The sequence below is a fragment of the Geomicrobium sp. JCM 19037 genome, assembly GCF_000698105.1.
In the GTDB taxonomy this organism is placed as follows: Bacteria; Bacillota; Bacilli; order Bacillales; family Marinococcaceae; genus Geomicrobium_A.
The window spans coordinates 22,821-41,261 of the sequence record NZ_BAWZ01000019.1; the positions used below are offsets into that span (position 1 = coordinate 22,821).

Genomic DNA, 18,441 nt, shown 5'->3' on the forward strand with positions numbered 1-18,441 from the left:
TAGTTAGGAATGATTTCTAATGTTAATTGTAAATCCGTGCCGAAACTGATATAACTAAAGAAATAATCCGACTAACTCAATAATATTTTATATATTGAAAATATTATGTATTTATAAGATGGAAAATACATAAAAGGAGCAGAGAGCCGTCATGATGCACTTCTTTCCCGTAGTTAGCAAAAAGATATGTTTGAGCGAAAAGATCGGTCGGCTTTTCTGTCCCAAGCTTTAGAAAGCATAGGCGCTAATCATCACACTAAAGGCTGCAAGCCTCCGCCTGCAGCCGCAATTGTCTAACGGTCAACGCTTACTTTTTATTGATTCGATTCATACCGTTCCACCAGTTGCTTTCTTTGTTTGTACACAGGGTAATCAACCATCTGACCGTTTACAGAAATTGAGGCGATGCCTTGTGATTGGGCATCTTCAAAGGCTTTGCAAATGGTGAGTGCCTGTTCGTATTCTTTGTCGGTCACAGCATAAATGCTCTGTAAATCTTCGATTTGTTTCGGGTGTATGAGTAGTTTCCCTTGGAATCCCAACTGTCGATGACGCACACTTTCTGATTTGAACCCTTCTGAATCGTGTAAGTTCACAAATACGGAATCGATTGGAGGAGCAAGGCCGGCGACTTTAGAAGCGAGCACAATTTGAGAGCGGGCGTGGAGAAGGGCTTCGTCGTTTGCTGATTTCTCGATATTAAGATCCAACCGATAATCTTCGGCTCCGAATGCGAATTGCTTCACTTTAGACGAGGCCTTGGCGATCTCCATGACATTCCACATGCCTTCGGCACTTTCAATGATTGGCAGAATTTCAGCACAGTTCGTTGCCTTTGTTCCACTATGTTAATGTCTTTGGCACAAGTGACTTTAGGGATCACGAGCCGGTACTCTGGCAACTGATCGATCGCTTCGACGTCGGCTTCCCAAAACTCGCTCGCTAAATCATTGATGCGAACAAAGAAGTGCTCCGCTCTATGGCTTCCTAACTTGTTCACGAGCCGGTCTCTCGCTCTTTGTTTCTCTTCATGAGCGACCGCATCCTCCAGATCGAAAATGATGGCATCGGCTTTTGAATGTATTCCTTTTTCGATCATCTTCTCACTGTTTGCTGGAACGAAAAGATAAGCGAGACGTCTCATTAATCATTTCCCCGTAAAACTTGCTCTAATAGCGTTTGTTTTGCTTTTGGCGCATCGGCTTGTTTGTACACCATAATGGTCCGAAGGAAGTGGATGACGATTTTAGCGTCTTGATTGTATCCGTATGTTTTAATTTTTACGATCCCAACGTTATCACGTGATTTCGATTCTCTTTTTTCTAATACTTCACTATATGAATATAGCGTATCCCCTTCAAATACAGGGTTGGGTAGTTTCACTTCATCCCAGCCGAGGTTCGCCATCACGTTTTGGGAGACGTCGGACACGGATTGTCCAGTGATGAGCGCAATCGTATACGCGGAGTTTACGAGAATTTGCTTGAAGTTCGTTTGTTCTGCGTACACTTGATCAAAGTGGATCGGATTCGTATTTTGTGTGAGTAGCGTAAACGAATGATTGTCTGCTTCGGTAATTGTTTTTCCGAGCGGGTGAGGGTATACATCGCCCACTTCAAAGTCTTCAAAAAAGCGACCGTTCCATCCTTGTTTTACGTTGTTCATTGACATATGATCACCCTTACTATTTATTATTGTTCGCTTTTGGATTACTATTAAGACACGTTAGTTCAACACGTTGGAGTGATACCGATGGATATGGCACAGTTGAAGAATTTCATCGTGACTGCAGAACAAGGCAGTATGACAAAAGCCGCCGAATTGTTGTTGCTTTCCCAATCGGCACTGAGTCGTTCAATTACGACGCTTGAAACAGAGCTAGGCGTTCCACTCTTTGATCGAAAAAATCGAAAGATTGTTCTTAACCGTTACGGGAAGACATTTCTATCAGAAGCGAAACAAATTCTTAATCGCTGGGAGCATACCCAAACGTCGATTACGAATATGGTGCATCCTGAGTCTGGGAACATTTCCATAGGTTTTGTACATAGCTTAGGGATTGCTTATGCACCCCAATTGGTACGAGCGGTCGAACACCAGCAACCCAAATTTTCATTAACGTTACAAGAAGCAAAAGCGAATTACATTGTGAATCGCGTACTCGCAAATGACATCGATTTTGGGTTTGCCACACAATTTCAGACGTTTGCTGAACTGGAATATGAGCAGCTATTTAAAGATAATCTCGTACTCGTCGTCTCAAGCGACCATCCATTTGCCTCTCGTAATGAGCCCATTCTAATTGATGAAATTGCTAAAGAGCCTTTTATTCAGTACAACCCGAAAACTGAGCTTAAGCAGCTTCTCGATGCAGCGTTCGCTGAGCAAAACACTTCCATGAATATCATGTATGAGGGGCTAGAAATTAGCAGCATTATTGGAATGGTTAAAGCGAATCTAGGTGTTGCATTTATGGCAGAATCCATTGTCGACACGATCTCCGAAGCCGGTCTCGTGAAGGTTCCGGTGACAGAATTTAAAGTTGAACGACCCATCTACTTGATTCATAAAAAGCAAGGTTTCTTATCCATTGCTGCGAGGCAGTTTAAGCAAATGGTCATGAATCATCACAACATATCTCAAGATTAATAAGAGCGGGGCATGTTTAATACATGTTGGCCGATATACGAGAGAATCATGTTGTTATTCACGGGGGCAACTTGATACATTCTTGTTTCTCGGAACTTGCGCTCCACGTCGTATTCATCGACAAAGCCATTGCCACCAAAGGTGTTGATACATGCATTGGCAGCTTCCCAGCTCGCTTCACTCGCCAAATACTTGGCCATGTTTGCTTCTTCCCCGCACTTTTGATTGTCATCAAACTTCAAAGCGGCTTGGTCTCGGATTGCTTCAGCCGCTTTAACATTGGCATAAGACTTTGAGATCGGAAATTGGATTCCTTGATTTGTTCCAATTTTTCGATTAAATACTTCGCGTTCATTTGCATAGTTCGTCGCTTGGTCAATAAAGAAATACCCATCACCAATCGCTTCTGAAGCAAGTAGAATGCGTTCGGCATTCATGCCATCCAACACATATTTAAATCCTTTTCCTTCTTCTCCAATTAACGATTTTTTAGGAATGATCATATCTTTATACCAGACTTTGTTGGTCGCATAATTAAACATCGTTTTGACCGGCTCAATGACGAGTGCTTCAGGTTGATTTGCTCGAATGTCACGCAGGTCAATAAGAAACAAGCTAATGCCGTCGGTTTTTTTCTCGACTTCTGCCAAAGGAGTTGTTCTCGCTAAAAGCATGAGAAGGTCGGATTGCTCAATTCGACTCGTCCAATTTTTATGCCCGTTCACCACATATCCGTCGCTTGTTTTTAAAGCTTCGGTTTCAATGGCAGAAGTATTGGATCCTGCTTGTGGCTCAGTAATCGAAAAGGACTGAAAGCGAATATCCCTCGGGCAATGCCAGGGAGGTATTCTTGTTTTTGCTCCTCACTTCCGTGTTTTAACAAGGCGCCCATCGTGTACATTTGCGCGTGGCATCCTGCGGCATGGCCTCCGCTACGATGAATTTCTTCAAGAACGACATTCGCCTGGGTGATCCCGTAGCCTTTCCCACCATATTTTTCAGGGATAAGCCGGAAAGGTAGCCTTTTTTCGTTAACGTGTCGACAAATTCATAGGGATATTCCCGGATCGCATCAAGATCTCGCCAATATTTATTTGGGAATGATTCCAATAATTCTCTTATCTCACTACGCAATGTTTCAGTATGCAGATGATCGGATGTTGCGGTCATCGTAGACGCCCCCTTTAGTTATCTTCATTGTATAAAAAATATCCCACATGAAACAATCGGATCTGTGCATCGTTATGATGCAAGATTGCGATTGTTCTTCGTCCTGTGTGAAAGATAGACTTTACTTATGACGACGTTTTCATAGAGTAGGGGGAATCAGTGATGTTACCGCTAGAAGGTATTACCGTTGTATCAATTGAACAGGCAGTGGCTGCGCCATTTGCAAGCAGGCAATTGGCGGATTTAGGTGCGCGTGTTATAAAGGTTGAACGTCCGGAAGTTGGAGATTTTGCCCGAAATTATGATGATACGGTTCAAGGGATGTCGAGTTTTTTTACGTGGTTAAACCGTTCCAAAGAGTCTGCAGCTCTCGATTTGAAGGATGATGAAAGCCGTGAATTTCTTACGTCGATGTTAAGTAAAGCAGATGTATTTTTGCACAATTTAGCACCAGGAGCGATTGACCGGTTGGGATTTCAATCAGATGAGCTCAGGGAGAAGTTCCCACAATTGATTACGTGCAGCATATCCGGGTACGGGGAAAGCGGATCGTACATGAATAAAAAGGCGTATGACTTACTCATTCAATGTGAAGCAGGGGCGGTTTCTGTTACAGGAACTAAAGAAACTCCGTCCAAAACCGGCATTTCAATTGCCGACATCAGCGCTGGAATGTACGCATTTAGCGGCGTATTGTCTGCCATTATTGCAAGAGGTCAGACCGGAAAAGGAACGCATCTAGAAATTTCAATGCTCGAAACGCTAGGGGAATGGATGGGCTATCCGATGTACTATGAAGGGATCGGTGGGAAAAAGTTAAACCGAACGGGTGCATCTCACGCATCAATTTTTCCTTACGGACCGTTTCCGACCGAAGACCGGACCATTTTTATAGGCATCCAAAACAATCGGGAGTGGCAAGTGTTCTGTGAACAAATCTTGGAAGACGATACATTGTATAGTGATTCTCGTTTTCTAGATAATGCACAGCGCGTGGAGAATCAAGAAATTCTTCGTTCAATCATTGAACAGAAACTTCAAACCGTGCCTGCAGCAGAAGTCATCGAAAAACTTGATCGTGCGAAAATTGCCAATGCGAATTTAAATGACATGAAAGCTTTCAAAGATCACCCACAATTAAAAGATCGTAATCGCTGGACGCAAGTAGACAGTCCTGTTGGACTCGTCGATGCCCTGCTTCCGCCAATCAATAGCAAAGACTTTGATGTTGTTATGAAACCTATACCTAAAGTTGGCGAACATACCGGAAAACTAAGAGAAGAATTTACAATTACAAAGTAGATCGAGTGAAGAAGGAGATTCATCATGGAAGGTCACACCTGCATTGAAGAGTTTACGAGCCATATTCTTAATCATACATTTCCTTTACATGTATATATCCCACCGAATTATAGTGAGCAGTATCCATGCCAAGTAGCGATTACTGGAGACGGACAAGATTTTTTTAAGCTAGGAAAGATTGCTGAAAAAATGGAAGACCTTATTTTGGAAGAAGGGGCAGAAGAGACGATCGTTGTTGGTGTTCCTTATCCAAGAATTTCCTATCGGCGATTGTGGTACGTACCAGGAGGAGAGCAAATTAATGAGTATCACCAGTTTCTAGCTGAAGAACTGTTACCTTTTCTCCAGGATAAATACTCTATCGAACAAGGCCCAAAATCATGCACATTACTCGGAGACTCGCTTGCAGGATCGATGGGGTTGCTCGCTTGTCTCAAGTATCCCCACCTCTTTCAGCGTGTCGTCATGATGTCGCCCTATGTGAATGATGACCTCATTGAAAAAGTTTCGAACTCTCACCAATTATCGTTCATTGATATGTATCAATCGGTCGGCTTAGATGAAGTTGAGGCGACAGCTACAGACGGTCGCACATTAGACTTCGTGGAGATGGGGGACCGCTTGCACGATGTAATGAAACAGCATGCCCCTGCTCAGTATACGTACAAAAAAATTCCAGGAGGACAGCACATATGGCGAACGTGGAGAAAGACTTGGATGATGCATTAGCGTTTATGTATGGGTAGGGGAGTCTTTATTGGTGGTAAACGGTGGTAGCGGTGCGTGTGACCGCTACCACTGTTTTGTTAAGAAAAGCATATTTCTTTAGATTGCTAGCTTTGTACGTTTTGGTTGTTTAGTATAATCAACGTTAGAGACTTAGAAGATCCATGCCCCAAATTAGAGGAACTAACAAAGTGACAACGCTTACAATTAAGATCGCAGATATAATATTAAGTACGCCACCAACCCTTATCATATCCAAACTTGTAATTTTTCCAGTACCAAACATAATCGCATTTGGTGGGGTTGCCACAGGCAACATAAATGATGCATTCGTAGCGAAGGCACAAGCAACCATTAATACAACAGGGTTAACACCGAGTGCTAAGCCAAGTGAACCGACGATCGGCATGAGTAACGTAGCTGTAGCTGTCGTTGAAGTGATTTCAGTGAGTAGCAGTACTGACAACGTAAGTACAATAATAATAACTAGAAAATGCGTGCCCTCTAGTAATGTAAATTGTATACCGATCCATTCGGCCAATCCAGTGTTCTGAAAAGCAGCTGCAATAGCCAATCCTCCTCCAAAAAGAACTAATATCCCCCAAGGAATCTTAGCTGTGTCTTTCCATTCGAGGATTCTTTCCTGTAAGGAAGAAGCAGGAATAGCGAAGAGTAAGAGTACAGCAACCATAGCAATCATCCCATCGGTAATCTGTATGAACACACTTTCCCAGACGAACGTTCGCGTAATCCATAAAAAGGCAACCGTAAGGAAGACAAAAAGTACGATCTTCTCTTCGAAATTCATGCGCCCTAGTTTCTTCTTTTCTGATTTAATAATGTCTGAACCGCCTGGTAAGTAGTGAAGCGATGTACGGTATTTTATTTTTGTAATGTACCCCCAAGCGAGGACGATAAAGACTGTAACAAAAGGGATACCAATTGCCATTATTTGACCGAAAGTAATGTCAATTCCGAACATTTGACTTGCTTGACCAGCCATGATTGGATTTGCCGTCCCGCTAATTAATGTTCCAGATCCGGCAATAGTTGCAGCATAACCAATACCGAAAACAATCGACTTCTCAAACTTTTTTAAGTCGTCCAGAGGTTGGTTATGATGTTTGAAAGACTCTGTTGCTTGAGTAATGATCGCAAGACCAATTGGAATCATAAGCATAGCAGCGGCAGTGTTTGAAATCCATAGAGATAAAAAGCCAGTAGCGATCATAAATCCTAAAACGAGTCGGTTAGGACTCGCACCCACGAAATTAATGATGGTGAGGGCAATTCGTAAGTGCAAATTCCATTTCTCCATTGCCGCTGCAATGAGAAACCCTCCTAAAAAAAGAAAGATGATATCATTTCCATAAGAGGAAACAACGCCATCTGCTTCTAGCGCTCCGAAAAGCGGAAACAAGATCACTGGAAGTAAAGCACTAGCAGGAATGGGGATCGCTTCTGTAATCCACCACGTCGCAACCCACAGTGTGATGGCTAATGTAGCTCTACCTTCAAAGCTTAATTCAGCAGGATGGAACAGAAATAGTGTCACAAGAAAGAGTGCAGGACCTAGAAGTAACCCGATAAATTTTGTTTTTGAATACGTACGCCCTGGTCTGGGTTCTTTGTCAGTATTTAAAGATGTAGATTTTTCATGATTGTGTTCATCTTTTTCTAATCGAAGATGTTGAGAAAAGTGGAGCATTCTTCTCATAATCAAATGTTGGTCCCAAAGTGCATTCCATACTCGGTGGATAACATTGTAGCTAGACATCAACCTTCTCCTTTCGCTTTGTTGAAAAAGAATCTCCTAACGCAGTTAGGAGATTGGCATGTTTAAGAACTGGCTGTATGCTCATCAATCGCTTCTTTCGCTACCCGAAAACTATCAATGGCCGCAGGTACACCACAGTATATGGCGGTTTGTAGCAAAACTTCTTTAATCTCATCTTCGGTAAGCCCGTTTCTTAGCGCCCCACGAACATGAAGTTTCAGTTCATGAGGTCGATTTAAAGCTGTAATCATCGCTAAATTGATGATGCTTCTTGTCTTTCTTGGTAGACCTTCTCTCCCCCAAACTTCTCCCCAACAATATGAGGTCACGAGTTCTTGTAGATCTTTATTAAAGCTAGTAGCGTTGTTTATGGAATTCTCGACATATTCACTTCCAAGCACTTCTTTACGGATTTTAAGCCCTTTTTCAAATTGTTCATTCATCACTTTTCTCTCCTTCAAATAAGTTTTGTTTTGCTAATTGCTCAAGAAACTTAATGATCTCGGTGTGGTCTTGATCCTCTCCGCCCATTAGATGGGCAGCTTCATAGATCTCAACTAGTGAAGAACCGAGCAGCATTGGCATGTGAACATCATTTGCTAAAGATTTGGCCATTTTTATATCTTTGAGTAAAAGCTTTAAAGAAAAATTTGAATTAAAGGTTCTAGGCAAGATGAAAGTTGGGTACTTGTACGACGTTGAATGGCTTTGCCCTGTACTTTCGTTAATGATTTCTAATGCGGTATTGAGCTCAATATCCATTTTTTTAAGTAAAACCATCGCTTCTGCTGTTGCATACATCGATGAGGCCGATAAATAGTTATTAATTGATTTCAGAGCATGTCCAGAACCTGATTGGCCAACCCAGCGAATATTGGTGCCTAAATACTTGAGAATAGGCTCAATCTCATCATAGTCTGCTTCTTCTGCGCCAACCATGACGGTAAGTTCACCGCTAATTGCTTTTCTTACACCACCTGAGACCGGTGCGTCTACAAAACGAAGCGTCTCCTTTCGTAAAATTGTCGCGATCTTCTGAGTTTCAACGGGATACGAACTGCCCATATCAATAATGATCGATTCTTTACTAAGCGATGTGATGAGTCCGCCGTTTCCGAGAATCACGTCTTTTACAATTTGAGAGTCTGGAAGCATGAGAATGACGATGTTACAGTTCTCACCTAATTCTGTTACAGAACGTGCAACGCCTATTGGTTGATTTAAAAATGGTTCGAGTGCCTCTGGGTTTGAATCGAAAACGGTTACATTTAATTGGTGATCTAACAGGCGTTTGACCATCCAGTGACCCATAGCACCAACGCCAATAAAACCAATTCTATTCAACAAAATCACCTCCTTGTATCATAATATGATACAGTGTATCGTTAATTAGGAACAGTTTATACTAGCAAAAGATAGCTGTCAATTACTTGTTTAAGATTTCGGAATTATTGTACTGGGTAATCATTTGAGGTTAAGGGGGATTGTGTTCACATTGCAACTGCAATCATTAAGTTGAAGAGTTTGCAAAGCGGGTGAAATGCCCGCTTTACAAACTTGAACCGAGGATGGAAGAGATCTCTTTGGCAGCATCGCGTATATCTACAGAAGCATTTTTAACAACATCAGGTGTAACTCTAGGGGTTGGAGCTGTTAGCAGAAGGCTACCGACGGGGTGGTTTTCATGATTAAAGATAGGAGAAGCAATTCCTGTTGACCCTTCCAAACGTTCACTAACCGTGCTTGTGACTTTTTCGTTTCGAATGTGCTGAAGTTGCGTTAATATGCTTTCTTTCTCTGTTGATGCAAACTTTTCATCATTTAATATCTCTTCAATAAGATCGTTTTCTAAAAACGCCAAAATCGTTTTTCCACTACCCCATAAGGGATTGGCTGCATTTCTCCGATAGGATGATATATTGCAACGGTTTCGGGCCATTCACTTTATCAGCCCAAAAGATTTGTTTTTTATCTTTTCGAAGCATAAGTAAACAAATGGTTTCTTCATACTTTTCAGCTAACGTTTTTAGGAAGGGCTTTGTGATACTTTGCAGAGGGGTTGTATTGGCTACTTTAGCACCTATACGTATCAATTCAGTGCTATATAGTATTTATTCTTATCCGTTTGGTATTCGACAATCCCGTGATCTTTAAGCTGCAGCAAGATTCGATGAGTAGTAGGCACGGTATAATTCATTGCAGCAGCAAGTTCTCTAACCCCCCAACCTTCGTTAACATCAACAAATGCTTGGATGATTTTTAGAGATTTATCTAATAAGTTGTCTTTTGTTCTGTTTGTCATAGTCCAACCTCCATAAGTAGAGAGTGTTATTCGCTAAATAAGGTCGAGCTCCTTTACAAATCGCACGCGATCTTGTCCGGGTCCGTCATAATTTTTGTGTATATGAATCCCATTTTCCTCTTTACCACGCTCAATCGAAAATCCCATTTTAACATGATAGGCAATCGACGTTTCGTTAACAGGAGAAGTAACAGCGCGAACGATGTGACGCTTTTCTTGTTGCACGGTAGAGAAAAAGTGCTCGTATAAGTTTTTGCCGATACTTTTCTGACGGTGGTTCGGGTCGACGCCAACGAAATGTATATAAGCTTCATTCGTCCGGGCAGGGGACAAGAAGCCAATAAGAAATCCAAGAATTTCACCGTCCTCATCTGCAATAAAGCTTGTCGGCTGAAAATGGTCAAAGAACAAGCGGGGCACCATATCAGCCATTTGTCTTCCCGCCCACCAGTCATTGATTAGGGGACGATACGATCATAATCGCTTTCTCTAATGTGACGAATTTTCATAAGTTATTCCTCCTGAGTGGATCTGCACGTATGTCTATTCTAGCATGCTTGGACGATTGACCCGGTTATAGATCTATGAAATAATGAACCTACCTACCGGTAGGGAGGGGAGACAATGACAGCAACAGCCATTCGTAACGTCGCGCTTAAGTACCTGGCGGCGTATGATTATGATGCATTTTCAATGAACCAAATTGCTAATGAGGTCGGAATTAAAAAAGCATCGATCTATGCCCATTACCGTAGTAAGGAAGAGATCTTTTATGCGGTCTTAACCGAGGCGTTACACGATGGAAAACAAAAGATTGTGCGTTTTTTTCTTGAACAACGGGATCAACCGTTAGATGAAACGTTGCATGCATTTTTTAGATGGTTTGTAAAAGAAAGCGAGGACCACCTACAGTTGAAGTTTTTACTGCGGATGCTGTATTTTCCACCGAGTCACTTAAAGTCTTACGAGTCCTCTCAATATACAGGCGCTTGCTCGTCTCATTTGAAAAATTACTGGCGCGATATATTCGCGAGAAGAAGCGAACCGATCACTTCCGGCTTTTGCAAAGTGAAGCAGACGTTTCAATTGCCTTTTTGACGGTTGTTGAAGGTTGTTTTATTGAATTGTTTTTTGGCGATGTTCGCAGATTTGAACGGAGAGTTCAAGCAATTTTGCCATTGTTCTTAAATGGCATGAGAAAGTGAGGAGATGAAAACATGAGCGGGAGGAAAAATTGCACATAAAGGTGTCGTAGCCGTTATTCTTTCTGCGGCATTTTTATTTACGTTCAGTCAATTTTTATTGATCACAGCATACCCGACAATTATGGAAGAGTATGGGGTTAATGCTACTCAAGTACAATGGCTCACAACGGCGTTTTTGCTTACGACCATCGTGCTCATTCCGATGTCGGGGTATTTATCGAATCGTTTTTCAACGAAAGCACTTGTCGTATTCGCGCTTGGGTGTCTCGCTGCTGGAACTGTCTTGGGAGGGGCATCGGCACAATTTGGTACACTTGTTCTTTCCCGAGTCATTCAAGCTGTCGGTGCGGGCATTATTTTGCCGCTCGTCCAAACGATTTTACTCACGGTATTTCCTTATGAGCGGCGAGGGTTTGCGATGGGTCTACTCGGTGCGGTTATTAATGTTGCGCCGGCCAGTGCACCATCAATTTCAGGCATGATTATTGATGTGTTTGATTGGCGATCCCTTCATTGGGTGATCTTGCCACTCATTATCATCACGCTCGTGGCCGCCGTCTTTACGATGAAAGATGTGATAAAAAAACAAGCGGCGCGATTGGACGTATTGTCCATTATCGTTTCGGCACTCGGGTTCTCATTGCTTATTTTAGGAATGAGTAACATCAGTGTGTATGGATTTACGCATTTGCTCGTCGCCGGTCCAATTGTCGCAGGTGCGCTAGCATTAGTCGTGTTCGTAAGAAGACAAATAAACCTTGATATGCCGGTGCTTAATTTGATGTTACTTAAAAATAGCACCTTTCGTTTAGCGATGATTCTTGTCTTCTTAAATATGATGTTGTTATTATCCGCAGAAACGATTCTACCGATGTTTGCTCAAGATGTACTCGGGACAACGGCGTTTCTTTCTGGTTTCATTCTTGTACCAGGAACGATCTTGTTAAGTGTGATAACGATCATATCTGGGAATTTATACGACCGGTATGGTGGAAAGAAGATTTCATTGATTGGTTTTTCATTTACGTTATTGTCTCTCGTTTTGTTGAACACCGTCGGTATGGATAGTTCACCGTATTGGGTAATGTTCCACTTTTGTTTCTTTATGATCGGTTTTGGATTGACGCTTATGCCGCTCGTGACAGTAAGCATGAATGCACTGGATGATGAAGATATCCCACATGGTCGGCACTCGTCAATACGGTTCGGCAATTTGGGATGACGTTTGGCATTATTGTACTATCAACGATCATTAGTGTTACGGCAACAACGATGGACGCCCCGTACGAAGTAGGTACGTATTGGGGAACTTCACTCGCCTTTTTCGTGATGGCACTTATTGCCCTTCTAGCACTTGTACTCACCCGTTTTATTAACGAGAAGAGAGCGTAAACACATGGACTTTCCATTTTTGGGAAGTCCATGTGTTATGATGTGTAGTAAGAGAGATTACTATTATGAATTACTTTATGCAAATATACTTCTCAGACGATCGTGAAAGGAAGTGCCCGTGCCATGAAAAAGAAAATACTTCGTTTATCTCTATGGGTTATGGGTACTCGACTGCTGTTTTTTATTGATTAGTCAAAAATTGGAGAAGTGTGTCTAATTCGTAAGAAATACGCAGAAAACATATAGTGAGAGAGGTTATATTCATGGAGAGAATTGTTCGAACGAACCCCCGTCTAATGCATGCACCGGTTGGAAACTACAGTCACGTGACAAGAGTGCCAAAAGGTGCGGGTTTAATTGTAACCGCGGGTCAAATTGGGACAGACATGAACGGGAACGTCCCAAATCAACTAAATGAGCAAATCAAGAATACATTTGCGAATATGAAACAAGTGCTCAAATCAGAGGGACTGTTGCCAGACAGCGTGATTAAAGTTAACGTGTGGGCAACTGAAGAGATCGATTGGGATTATTTAGATCAGTTGTGGAATGAATGGTTCACCGATGAATACCCGTCAATGACGATTGCATATATTGCAGCACTCGGGCTACCTGAATTAAAAATCGAAATCGAATTATGGTGTGCGGAACTTTAAGTTTTAGAGAAAGAACAGTGAAAAGCTGTTCTTTTTTCATCCATTCATTTACACCGTTACTAGACAATCGTAGGATGAATGTATAAACTTCTGTTAATACCCCTACGGTATGTGTTTTTAAACTGTCGACATAGAATTGACCGGGTCGATCTGAAGTTGCCATATTTAACAGCGTGCCTACGATTACTCTTTGCACAAGCGAGCTATGTACTAAAAGTCACTTTTGTGGTGGAATTTAAAAAGTCAATGTTTATATCCAAGATGATCATTCGTTCAAGTTTGATTTTGTTCAAAACAGCGACAATTTCAAGCGGTGTTACTTGAACATTCATATGTCATCTCTAGAAATTCAAAGCGACAACCGTTTGTATCTTGCATAAATGTCTCTTCGGGCTTAAATCCTGCTTTCTGATAGACTTTTATGGCTCTTTCGTTAAAAGTAGCAACGGTCAGTTTTATTTCTTTAGGTTTGTATTGAGATATAGCATAATTTATTCCAGCCCTTAGAAATTCTAACCCCATTCCTAAGCCAGTGAGTTCAGGTTCATTCCTAAACCAATTACCACAGAATCGTCTTTTGTCTCAAACGAGAAGTAACCTACTACTTCATTGCCTTTTTTACCTACAATATACTTATCTCCACGCTTTTGAGGACTCATTAGTTCGGCAAGGTCTTCCTCATCAGCATCGGCATTATAAAAAGAATACATACCATCGTAGTGCCAATTTGAAGCAATATTTTCAGCTTGTTGCTGTGTCATTATTTGAAATTCATAATCCATTTTTATCGCCCCCTTTTGTTCCTTGTTACTTTGCTAACCGGGTTCCATATAGAATGTCTTTTATGAATAATTCTGGAGTGTTCTCACCACTACGAATCCGTTCATTGTAAAAATTCGATATATTCTTTCTTCAACTCGTGCTTTGGTGTCTCCAGTATCATATGTAACACCCCAATGCATAAGAATTCTCTTAGTTCAGTAGGTTTCATTTTAGCATACATGTACATGTTAAGAGTCGGTCATGAGTTAGACTTTAAACAGTTCAAAGTATCACAGAAAGGTTCAACTACAAAAGCGTACGACTAAAGTTGCGTAATGAACCCTCCTTTAGATTGAGCAAATTACAATGAAGTAAAATTACAATTTTCATATACAATTAATCTTAGGGGAGGTGAATTCTTATGAAAATGAATGTTAACGGGATATCAGAATTGGTAGTAGAAGTGGAGTCAATGGACGGGGCTATTGAATTCTGGCATCAAAAGTTAGGTTTTCCGATTGTTGACCAATGGGGATATACGAATGGTGAATTTTCAACTGTCGAAAAGAGTGATGTTTGGGCAACGTGGTTGTATGTTTGAGGTAATACACGCTTAGGGTTATGGCTACCAAGGAAATTCAATGAACAAGAACAGGTAGAAAAGCAGAAAGCAATCTCATCCTGGTCAAATTTATTTGATGAGGGAGCGTTCATGTTCACTTCGCACTACATGTTGCCATTGAAAATGTGGAAGAAGTATTGCATGTTCTTCAGACAGAAGATATTGATTATAAAGTAATCGTAGAAGAGATGGACAGTCAGAGAGAATATAGAATTTACTTTAAGGACACAGAAAAGAACATTATTGAATTGTACACAAGAAACATGGTTGAAACGTATAAAGGTGTTGCCATAAAATAATGGGCTTCAGTATATATTCATTTCACTTGATACGTCGGGTAATTGTTTGCATTACGTCAAGCTAAACACTGCACAAACAAATAGGCTACTAGTAATGAGGCTGTATACTAAATGTTAAGGTGTAACAGCAACTACTATCCTCGTGTTATCTATTCGAGTGAAGTTGCTGTTATTCAACAAGAAAGATGGAGGAACTAAAATGGAGGTTTCACGATCGGACTTAGCTGAAGCAAAACGTCAAATTGACTCGACATTAAACAAGTTAAGAGAAACAGTAAAAACCTTTGAATCTAAAGAGAATCCTGATAAGTATAAATCTCAAGTCACTCTAGCCAAGCGGCGAATACAAGCCTTTGAAATTTCTGTGTTTCTTATTGAAAGAGAGATGAATGGCTTGAGTGATAAAAGTTAATTGAACAAAATAAACTGTCAAAGAGGGGCTATGAAGCAGTGAGGAAAGAAGAGCATCAGTATCTTCATCGGTTCCTGAGACGATTGTATAGTATGGTCACAAACTTAGCCTTTTAGCTAAAATGCTGACCTTCTTTATATATAGTTAGTGTCATTCATATATGTACAAATGAGTGTAAGGAGAATAATTAACTACATTCTTTACAAGCCCACGCATCAATTTCAACTTTAAATTTTGGAGCAGCTAGTGCTACGACATAAATCATAGTAGTGCAAGGTAAGTGCCATCTAAAAAGTCGGCTATCAGTTCTCTTCTTTTCTCGGCATTAAATTCCCCAACTAAGTAAAAAACCATTTTAGTTAAATTATTGACCTGCATATCAGCTGCTTCTAAATTACGTTTAATGTTCTCTAAAGCTAACTCAAATTGTTCTAATGGTTGCTCTGGAACTTCTCCATTTACCTCCATGCCTAGTTGTCCAGATAAAGTAAGCCAGCGGTTTGACCTGTTACTTCAACTTGGTGAACGTATGGGGCTACTGGTTTGTGAACCGTATCGGGGTTTCGTGATGTTTTCATTCTATACTCATCCTTTGCGAAGTCCATGAATTATAATTCGAGTATACCACATGAATGAGTGACTTTTCGTAATTATACGTTTTCACCTGTTTCTTTTTACATTTTAAATCGCTGCTTACTTATCAGTATATTTATCTGAGTATTAAGCTAAGGAGTACTCAACTAGAAAAGAGCGATTGAGCATAACCAAACCCTTGATCTCCCATATTGAAAAGACTAAGGGCTATTGAAATTATTGCACGTATGGGAGACGATTTGCTCCCGTCTACTTAATTGGTGGATTCTTCTTTTTTCATTTTAGCTACGAAACAATCAAACATGATGCGTGCTGCCATAGAGGTTGTAATATCTTGATGATCATAGAGTGGGTTTACTTCTGCAATATCAAAGGCATCTGTGATTGGATACAAGGCTTCAAGCATTTGAAAGCATTGAACAGGGGTTAACCCACCGGGTTCGTTTGCTCCGACACCGGGGGCGTAGGCCGGTTCCAGTACGTCCATATCAAATGTGACGTAAATGAGGTCAACTTCTTCCATTGCGGACAAAGCAAATTGAATGGTGTCTTCGATTGGCTGGTTGTGTACTTCAGCAGCCGTCACTTGTTTGATTCCAGAGTTTGCAAGGTAAGAACCATACCATGGATAGTTGTAACTGCGAACGCCGATTTGCACAATATGCTCAGGGTGAATGTGTTCCAGTTCTAATGCTCGTCTCATTTGACTGCTTTGCGAATATTTTCCTTGGATTGGAGAGGAGTCAACAAGATCAAGATGGGCATCAAATTGAACAATCCCTATCTTCTTTCCAGGATGTTGATCATGTAATGCTTTAATGACAGGATAAGAAATTGAGTGGTCTCCACCAAGAATAAAGGGGAAGGATTCAGTTTGTAATATTTCCGTTACTTTTTGCTCTGCATTTTTGAACGTATCTTCTGTGCTGTAGGCAACAATATCTATGTTGCCGAAGTCTTGAATGGGATCTTCTGAGAACGTATAGACGGTTCGTTTTTCAACATTGTACACTTTATTTTCCTCAATACGATTGGCAAACCATTGAAAAGCTTCGCGAATTTTCTCAGGAGCAAAGCGGGATCCTGGTCGCCCAAGCGATGCCCCTCCATCCCAAGGAAACCCTAAAATTCCAAATGATTGATAACTTTTCATTATGATGCACTCCTTTTTTTAAGTGAATGTAATTGTGTGACGTTATTTCGCGTATAAAAAATATAAAATAAAGCACCAATGATTAGCCAGACCGCAAATAAGATGTACTCAACGGAACCCATCGAGATCGGTGTACCTGGGATGAGCATAGCGAACAGCAGAACACCGGAAAATAGAGAAGCGATGTACGCCATCGTGATGCCGCCAGGCATCTTGTATGGTTTGGCTAGTGAAGGTAGAATCTGTCGCACCCTAACGGCACTAAGTGCCATACAAAACCAAGCGATGAGAAAAGAAATACCACCCATAATGACGAGAGGTAATAAAGCACCGCTCCCAAACAATACGCCTACAAAAGCGATGGCTGCCATCGTCCATAACGTATAGGATGGCGTTTTGTAGCGGCGATGTTGCTTCGCAAAAAACTTAGGTAAATACCCTTCTGCTGCGAAAGAACGAACTAACCGACTGCCTGCCAAAAGAAAGCCATTAAAGGTCGTAATTACACCTAATAAGACTCCGAAGACAACGATTAGCGGAAGCAGCTTTGAACCCGTTTGATATTCTAAAGCATGAATAAGGGGTAATGACCCCATTGAGCCCATTTGTTCAGCGGGCATTAAAAAAGAGGATGCAGCGACGATGATGATGTATAGCCCGCCACCTACGATAATCGTGCCAAGTGTGACTTTTCCTAAATTTTTATAATTAATGCCTTGATCTGCTTCATCAATCGTTTTGGAAATGGTATCAAAACCATTCATGAAAAACAGGATCGAAGCGACTGCAAGGACAATGCCCGTTATCCAAGAGCCTTCACTGTTTGTTTGCATGAGTGGGGTCGCATTCTGGACATCTCCGAAGAAAAACCCACCGACTAAAAAGGCAATAAAGGTAAACAACATGACGAACGTAGCCGTGTTTTGAAAGCGAGCAGAAAGTTTAGCGCCTTTGTAATTGATGTACGTCATTCCTACAATCATGGCAAGGCTAAGAAGAATGTGCGGCAAGTATACCGTTTCTCCAATGATCGTATACAAAGGAATCTGATTTAAAAATGGAAAAACATAAGCAAATAGAATTGGAACAGATATCGCAACCCAAGGTAAGATGATTAGATATCCTAATATAAGGAACCAACCGCATAAAAAGCCTGCAGTCTTTCCTAATGATTGTGCCGTATAAGTAAACTCACCACCAGCAAGTTTTAAACTAGACGTTAATTCAGCGTACACATAGCCAATGGGGATGACGATCGCCATCGTAACGAGTAGTGCAATGATTGCACCAAGCTACCCGCTGAACTTATCCATTGTGGAACGGAAATAACCCAACCGATTCCAATCATACTCCCAAAAGCAAGACCAAAGAAATCTACATTCGTCATACCCTTTTTCCCCATAGTATTCTTCTCCCTATC

General features: G+C 41.2%; 24 protein-coding genes and 2 pseudogenes. 10 read left to right on the forward strand and 16 right to left on the reverse strand.

Features of this window, described 5'->3' with window-relative positions:
• Window positions 1–314: 314 nt before the first annotated feature.
• From JCM19037_RS28545 to JCM19037_RS11940, 3 genes are read right to left on the reverse strand one after another with little or no spacing between them, the layout of a single operon-like run.
• Entirely contained in the window at window positions 315–773 is a 459-nt protein-coding gene (locus JCM19037_RS28545) for a CoA ester lyase (RefSeq protein WP_255357906.1), read from the reverse strand.
• On the reverse strand, window positions 743–1,144 hold the full coding sequence (locus JCM19037_RS11935) for an aldolase/citrate lyase family protein (protein WP_042401365.1): 402 nt from the start codon (window positions 1,142–1,144) through the stop codon (window positions 743–745). Before JCM19037_RS11935 ends, JCM19037_RS28545 begins: the two co-directional genes overlap by 31 nt.
• Window positions 1,144–1,671: a MaoC family dehydratase gene (locus JCM19037_RS11940; RefSeq protein WP_042401368.1), complete on the reverse strand. Its 528-nt coding sequence runs from the start codon at window positions 1,669–1,671 to the stop codon at window positions 1,144–1,146. Before JCM19037_RS11940 ends, JCM19037_RS11935 begins: the two co-directional genes overlap by 1 nt.
• Window positions 1,672–1,752: 81 nt before the next feature.
• Between JCM19037_RS11940 and JCM19037_RS11945 the strand changes: the two genes are divergently transcribed.
• Window positions 1,753–2,649 carry a LysR family transcriptional regulator gene (locus JCM19037_RS11945; protein ID WP_042401371.1) on the forward strand — a complete coding sequence of 299 codons (897 nt, stop codon included), beginning with the start codon at window positions 1,753–1,755 and terminating at the stop codon, window positions 2,647–2,649.
• On the opposite strand, the gene JCM19037_RS11950 is transcribed toward JCM19037_RS11945, so the two are convergent.
• From JCM19037_RS11950 to JCM19037_RS27290, 3 genes are read right to left on the reverse strand one after another with little or no spacing between them, the layout of a single operon-like run.
• Window positions 2,646–3,497, reverse strand: coding sequence for an acyl-CoA dehydrogenase family protein (locus tag JCM19037_RS11950; protein WP_307189796.1), 852 nt, complete (start codon window positions 3,495–3,497; stop codon window positions 2,646–2,648). The genes JCM19037_RS11945 and JCM19037_RS11950 overlap by 4 nt on opposite strands.
• A complete protein-coding gene (locus JCM19037_RS27285; RefSeq protein ID WP_238544700.1) occupies window positions 3,395–3,622 on the reverse strand; it encodes an acyl-CoA dehydrogenase family protein in 228 nt (75 codons plus the stop codon). The genes JCM19037_RS11950 and JCM19037_RS27285 overlap by 103 nt, the downstream gene beginning before the upstream one ends.
• A complete protein-coding gene (locus tag JCM19037_RS27290) occupies window positions 3,526–3,819 on the reverse strand; it encodes a hypothetical protein (RefSeq protein WP_238544690.1) in 294 nt (97 codons plus the stop codon). Before JCM19037_RS27290 ends, JCM19037_RS27285 begins: the two co-directional genes overlap by 97 nt.
• A 162-nt stretch (window positions 3,820–3,981) precedes the next feature.
• Between JCM19037_RS27290 and JCM19037_RS11955 the strand changes: the two genes are divergently transcribed.
• Window positions 3,982–5,121, forward strand: a complete 1,140-nt coding sequence (locus tag JCM19037_RS11955; RefSeq protein ID WP_042401374.1) for a CaiB/BaiF CoA-transferase family protein — start codon at window positions 3,982–3,984, stop codon at window positions 5,119–5,121.
• Between the two features lie 24 nt (window positions 5,122–5,145).
• On the forward strand, window positions 5,146–5,850 hold the full coding sequence (locus tag JCM19037_RS11960; protein ID WP_042401376.1) for an esterase family protein: 705 nt from the start codon (window positions 5,146–5,148) through the stop codon (window positions 5,848–5,850).
• A 142-nt stretch (window positions 5,851–5,992) separates the two neighbouring features.
• Here the strand turns inward: JCM19037_RS11960 and JCM19037_RS11965 are convergent, their stop codons facing one another.
• The 6 genes from JCM19037_RS11965 to JCM19037_RS11995 all read right to left on the reverse strand — a co-directional run bounded on the left by JCM19037_RS11965 (window position 5,993) and on the right by JCM19037_RS11995 (window position 10,358).
• On the reverse strand, window positions 5,993–7,624 hold the full coding sequence (locus tag JCM19037_RS11965) for a DASS family sodium-coupled anion symporter (RefSeq protein WP_042401379.1): 1,632 nt from the start codon (window positions 7,622–7,624) through the stop codon (window positions 5,993–5,995).
• Between the two features lie 62 nt (window positions 7,625–7,686).
• A complete protein-coding gene (locus JCM19037_RS11970) occupies window positions 7,687–8,067 on the reverse strand; it encodes a carboxymuconolactone decarboxylase family protein (RefSeq protein WP_238544691.1) in 381 nt (126 codons plus the stop codon).
• Entirely contained in the window at window positions 8,060–8,968 is a 909-nt protein-coding gene (locus JCM19037_RS11975; RefSeq protein WP_052363839.1) for an NAD(P)-dependent oxidoreductase, read from the reverse strand. Before JCM19037_RS11975 ends, JCM19037_RS11970 begins: the two co-directional genes overlap by 8 nt.
• A gap of 205 nt (window positions 8,969–9,173) precedes the next feature.
• Window positions 9,174–9,563: an IclR family transcriptional regulator C-terminal domain-containing protein gene (locus JCM19037_RS11980; RefSeq protein WP_081829285.1), complete on the reverse strand. Its 390-nt coding sequence runs from the start codon at window positions 9,561–9,563 to the stop codon at window positions 9,174–9,176.
• A 150-nt stretch (window positions 9,564–9,713) separates the two neighbouring features.
• Window positions 9,714–9,926, reverse strand: coding sequence for a helix-turn-helix domain-containing protein (locus JCM19037_RS11990; RefSeq protein ID WP_042401390.1), 213 nt, complete (start codon window positions 9,924–9,926; stop codon window positions 9,714–9,716).
• A gap of 33 nt (window positions 9,927–9,959) precedes the next feature.
• On the reverse strand, window positions 9,960–10,358 hold the full coding sequence (locus tag JCM19037_RS11995; RefSeq protein ID WP_307189795.1) for a GNAT family N-acetyltransferase: 399 nt from the start codon (window positions 10,356–10,358) through the stop codon (window positions 9,960–9,962).
• A gap of 192 nt (window positions 10,359–10,550) precedes the next feature.
• Between JCM19037_RS11995 and JCM19037_RS22850 the strand changes: the two genes are divergently transcribed.
• From JCM19037_RS22850 to JCM19037_RS12010, 4 genes are all read left to right on the forward strand, one after another.
• Window positions 10,551–11,024, forward strand: a complete 474-nt coding sequence (locus tag JCM19037_RS22850) for a TetR/AcrR family transcriptional regulator (RefSeq protein ID WP_052363840.1) — start codon at window positions 10,551–10,553, stop codon at window positions 11,022–11,024.
• A gap of 204 nt (window positions 11,025–11,228) precedes the next feature.
• A complete protein-coding gene (locus JCM19037_RS12005; RefSeq protein ID WP_238544692.1) occupies window positions 11,229–12,353 on the forward strand; it encodes an MFS transporter in 1,125 nt (374 codons plus the stop codon).
• Window positions 12,350–12,523 carry a hypothetical protein gene (locus JCM19037_RS27295; protein ID WP_238544693.1) on the forward strand — a complete coding sequence of 58 codons (174 nt, stop codon included), beginning with the start codon at window positions 12,350–12,352 and terminating at the stop codon, window positions 12,521–12,523. Before JCM19037_RS12005 ends, JCM19037_RS27295 begins: the two co-directional genes overlap by 4 nt.
• A gap of 263 nt (window positions 12,524–12,786) precedes the next feature.
• A complete protein-coding gene (locus tag JCM19037_RS12010) occupies window positions 12,787–13,179 on the forward strand; it encodes a RidA family protein (RefSeq protein ID WP_042401393.1) in 393 nt (130 codons plus the stop codon).
• A gap of 306 nt (window positions 13,180–13,485) precedes the next feature.
• Here JCM19037_RS12010 and JCM19037_RS12015 read toward each other — a convergent pair.
• Window positions 13,486–13,961 (reverse strand): annotated as a pseudogene (locus tag JCM19037_RS12015) (GNAT family N-acetyltransferase).
• 401 nt (window positions 13,962–14,362) lie between these two features.
• Between JCM19037_RS12015 and JCM19037_RS22855 the strand changes: the two are divergent.
• The 3 genes from JCM19037_RS22855 to JCM19037_RS12025 all read left to right on the forward strand — a co-directional run bounded on the left by JCM19037_RS22855 (window position 14,363) and on the right by JCM19037_RS12025 (window position 15,274).
• Entirely contained in the window at window positions 14,363–14,542 is a 180-nt protein-coding gene (locus tag JCM19037_RS22855; protein WP_052363841.1) for a VOC family protein, read from the forward strand.
• A 158-nt stretch (window positions 14,543–14,700) separates the two neighbouring features.
• Window positions 14,701–14,862, forward strand: a complete 162-nt coding sequence (locus JCM19037_RS25800) for a hypothetical protein (protein ID WP_193744750.1) — start codon at window positions 14,701–14,703, stop codon at window positions 14,860–14,862.
• Between the two features lie 199 nt (window positions 14,863–15,061).
• Window positions 15,062–15,274, forward strand: coding sequence for a hypothetical protein (locus JCM19037_RS12025; protein WP_042401394.1), 213 nt, complete (start codon window positions 15,062–15,064; stop codon window positions 15,272–15,274).
• 187 nt (window positions 15,275–15,461) lie between these two features.
• Here JCM19037_RS12025 and JCM19037_RS12030 read toward each other — a convergent pair.
• From JCM19037_RS12030 to JCM19037_RS12040, 3 genes and pseudogenes are all read right to left on the reverse strand, one after another.
• Window positions 15,462–15,852, reverse strand: a pseudogene (locus JCM19037_RS12030) (RidA family protein).
• Between the two features lie 269 nt (window positions 15,853–16,121).
• Window positions 16,122–17,021 (reverse strand): agmatinase family protein, encoded by a 900-nt coding sequence (locus JCM19037_RS12035; RefSeq protein ID WP_042401397.1) that lies wholly within the window; start codon window positions 17,019–17,021, stop codon window positions 16,122–16,124.
• The gene (locus tag JCM19037_RS12040) at window positions 17,021–18,304 is read right to left on the reverse strand and encodes an APC family permease (RefSeq protein ID WP_307189797.1); all 1,284 of its coding nucleotides are present in this window, start codon (window positions 18,302–18,304) and stop codon (window positions 17,021–17,023) included. Before JCM19037_RS12040 ends, JCM19037_RS12035 begins: the two co-directional genes overlap by 1 nt.
• Window positions 18,305–18,441: the final 137 nt, after the last annotated feature.